We start from the raw sequence: 2,905 nt of genomic DNA, 5'->3' as shown, positions 1-2,905 counted from the left end.
GTGACGTTTAAGAGCCCATTTCATATCTTCAATCTGATCTTTACTTCGGATGGGTTGGACATCAATGAGATGTGTTTTTTTGTTCATGTGTTTCTGTACCTCTTTATTTATATTGTTTTGAATGTATACTTTTCTTGCTAATTTTGATGATATCAGGGGAATGGGGATAAAGTCAATGTTTTAGAGGATTTGAATGTAAACAAATATCTAAAAGTTTACATTCAATATCATTAAAAAAAGTCCTATATAAGAGGACTTTTTTTATGTATATAAATTAATATAATAATAGCAATTTTTTAGTTTTTTTCTACTTCTCTTATTTTTTTCCACAACTGTTTGCCAAGTGAACATGTTCATTAAAAATTTTGTTGTTAATTTGTTTTTCATATTTTTTTAATGTTTCATTTATTTTACTACCAGTTTTACTTTCGAAACTTTTCTCTAGTTCTGCTGCTATATCTCTTATACTTGTTTGTAAATCGTGAAATACCCCTATGTTTTTTTGAAGAGCATATGTATCTTCTTTTATAATATCTATTGATTTAAACCCTACCTCTGTTTTTAACATCATACGCTGCATTTCTCTTTCAATTTGTTTTTTAGCAGCTTGTAATTCATCAACAACCTGATTTGCTAAATCTCCTGCAGCTCCTGCAGCATTTTCGATTTGTTTTTCTATCTTTTTAATTTCTCCCATAAAATCCATCATATAATTATCCCCTTATTTAATCTGAAAATTTCCTGCTAATTGGTTGTCTTTATCTCTTAGTGAATTTGCTGCATCACTAATTTCATCTCCGAATTGGCTTAAACTTTTTTGTTCTTTTCTTAAAATATGGATTAATTCTTCGGCTATGTTTGCGTCATGAAAATAGTCATTTCCACCTTTTCTAATTTTAGCAATTTGTGAGATGGCTTCATCTACTTCGTGTTCTTCTAATAAATGATATCTTCCACCTGACCCTGTTTCATGTTTTAATTGACTTTTTAACTTTTGAACTGCTTCAGCTTCTTTTCTTTGAAACTCTTCTATATTTTTTGCGATATTTGATAATCGATTGCTGAGTGTTTGAATTTTTTTTGCTTGTCTTATAATATCTTCAGGTTCTAATTTTAATATGGGACTTCCATTTGAATGAAACTCTCCTCTATATGTATCTCTGCCATGTCCGTCCATAGTTAAACTTGTAAGAAATCCTTGTTCTGTATCGTTCTGTCTCACTGTGTATTGCTTACCAATTAGAGGTGCACCGAATTGAGTGTGGTTACCAATCTTGTCATTTTCATGTGTATAATCGGTAGCTTTATTATCCATTTTCCCTTCATCTACTCGTCTTTTTGCTTCAGGACTTAGTAAACGATAGGGATTTGGTGCAGCCCATGTAGTTGCATAACAATCTAATTCTGCAGCGATAAGGTCCGCTTCTGCACCACCTTTACTATGTCCAGTAGTATGAAGAGAAGAAGGGTGATATTTTTCTACGATGTCATTTTTTGCCCATTTCAATCCAGTATCAAATGATGTTGCAGAATTAGGTGTTATTGTTTGACTGTTACTTGGAGTAATTACTTTAGAATGTGTTTTAATTCCGAACGAAATCTGATCAATATCTGTCACGAAATCTGCTAATTGCTTAGGCTCTGTTCCACGAAATGCTAGGATTATATCATCATAATGTGTTGCATTTTCTTTGTAATCTTTTTTCGGTACTACTGCAATAGCTTGTAATCCATTTTTTACTTTTTGACAATCTGCATCAATTGATTCTATAACGACCCACGTTTTACCATCGGTCCCTTTTATTTCCTCCCCTTTGTATAAATATTTATCGTCATAAACTTTATCTGATAGTTCGAAATAATCTTCATCTGTTGCAATGGTATTCCTTTTAAATTCATTCATATGTTTCTCAACTCATTTCATGGTATATTTTAACTATATTTAAATATAAGGGGATTTACTATGAAGAAATCGGTAATCATTTTATCCATTATTTGTATTATAGCAGGAGGGTATTTTACAATGGAATACTTAAAACAAAAAGAAGAAGAGGAAAAGTTCTGGAAAGTACAAGAAGTACGAGTAGAAAAGTATATTCGTTATAATATTCAGGATGTAAAATCTATTACGTTTACAGAAAAGAGTGTAAGTCCTATGGGGGTTCCTTCTATAGAAGGATATATAAATGATGATAAAGAGCTATGGTTCGATGCTAGTATAAGTACTACAGAAAACTTTGAAGATAAATTCTCGCGTTCTGGAGAACTAGGAAAACTTATAAAAGATCCTGAAAAGTCGGTATCTGAAATTGAAAAAGAAGAGAAGGAAAAGAGAAAAGAGTAGTCTTTGCAATACTCTTTTCTTCTCTATCCCATTTTAAGAAGGATGCATTGGTAAGTTTTTTATAAGGTGGTTTTCTATGAAGAAAATAATCATCTGGTTTGTATCTGCTGTGGTGCTCATAGCAGGAGGGTATTTTACAATGGAATACTTAAAACAAAAAGAAAAAGAGGAAAAGTTTTGGAAAGCACAAGAGGCGAGAGTTGAAAAATATATTCGTTATAATGTTAAAGATGTAAAATCTATTACATTTACAGAACACGAAACTAGTCCTATGGGAATTCCTAGACTAAAAGGGTATATAAATAATGACCAACAATTAGATTTTGTAGCTCGTATTAGTACTACAGAAAATTTCGAAGATCAATTTGATCGTTCTGGAGAACTTGGAAAACTAATAAAAAAACCTGAAAAATCCGTATCTGAAATTGAAAAAGAAGAGAAGGAAAAGAAACAAGAGTAGTCTTTGTGAAGTGACCCCTGTCAAGTAGACTGTATTCAAAAAGCACAACTAAGTAACCTGAGTTCTATATTTATATGGACTCAGGTTATTTAATTTCTTTT

The 2,905-nt window shown here is 31.4% G+C and carries 4 protein-coding genes and 1 pseudogene; 2 read left to right on the top strand and 3 right to left on the bottom strand.

All coding sequences use genetic code 11. The annotated features are described in order from the left end of the window. The 3 genes and pseudogenes from C568_RS34510 to C568_RS0130035 all read right to left on the bottom strand — a co-directional run. A pseudogene (locus C568_RS34510) lies at positions 1-87 on the bottom strand (tyrosine-type recombinase/integrase); the annotation flags it as partial. Positions 88-316: 229 nt separating this feature from the next. Further along, on the bottom strand, positions 317-709 hold the full coding sequence (locus C568_RS0130040) for a hypothetical protein (protein ID WP_018783724.1): 393 nt from the start codon (positions 707-709) through the stop codon (positions 317-319). Positions 710-721: 12 nt separating this feature from the next. After that, positions 722-1,903 carry a lipase family protein gene (locus C568_RS0130035; RefSeq protein WP_018783723.1) on the bottom strand — a complete coding sequence of 394 codons (1,182 nt, stop codon included), beginning with the start codon at positions 1,901-1,903 and terminating at the stop codon, positions 722-724. Positions 1,904-1,963: 60 nt separating this feature from the next. On the opposite strand from C568_RS0130035, the gene C568_RS0130030 reads away from it, so the two are divergent. Continuing rightward, on the top strand, positions 1,964-2,344 hold the full coding sequence (locus C568_RS0130030) for a DUF1433 domain-containing protein (protein WP_018783722.1): 381 nt from the start codon (positions 1,964-1,966) through the stop codon (positions 2,342-2,344). Positions 2,345-2,420: 76 nt separating this feature from the next. Then, the gene (locus C568_RS0130025) at positions 2,421-2,804 is read left to right on the top strand and encodes a DUF1433 domain-containing protein (protein WP_018783721.1); all 384 of its coding nucleotides are present in this window, start codon (positions 2,421-2,423) and stop codon (positions 2,802-2,804) included. Positions 2,805-2,905 lie beyond the last annotated feature (101 nt).

Origin of the sequence: Bacillus sp. 95MFCvi2.1, assembly GCF_000374965.1 — a bacterium.
Classification (GTDB): domain Bacteria; phylum Bacillota; class Bacilli; order Bacillales; family Bacillaceae_G; genus Bacillus_A; species Bacillus_A pseudomycoides.
This window is presented reverse-complemented; position numbering and strand designations above follow the sequence as displayed.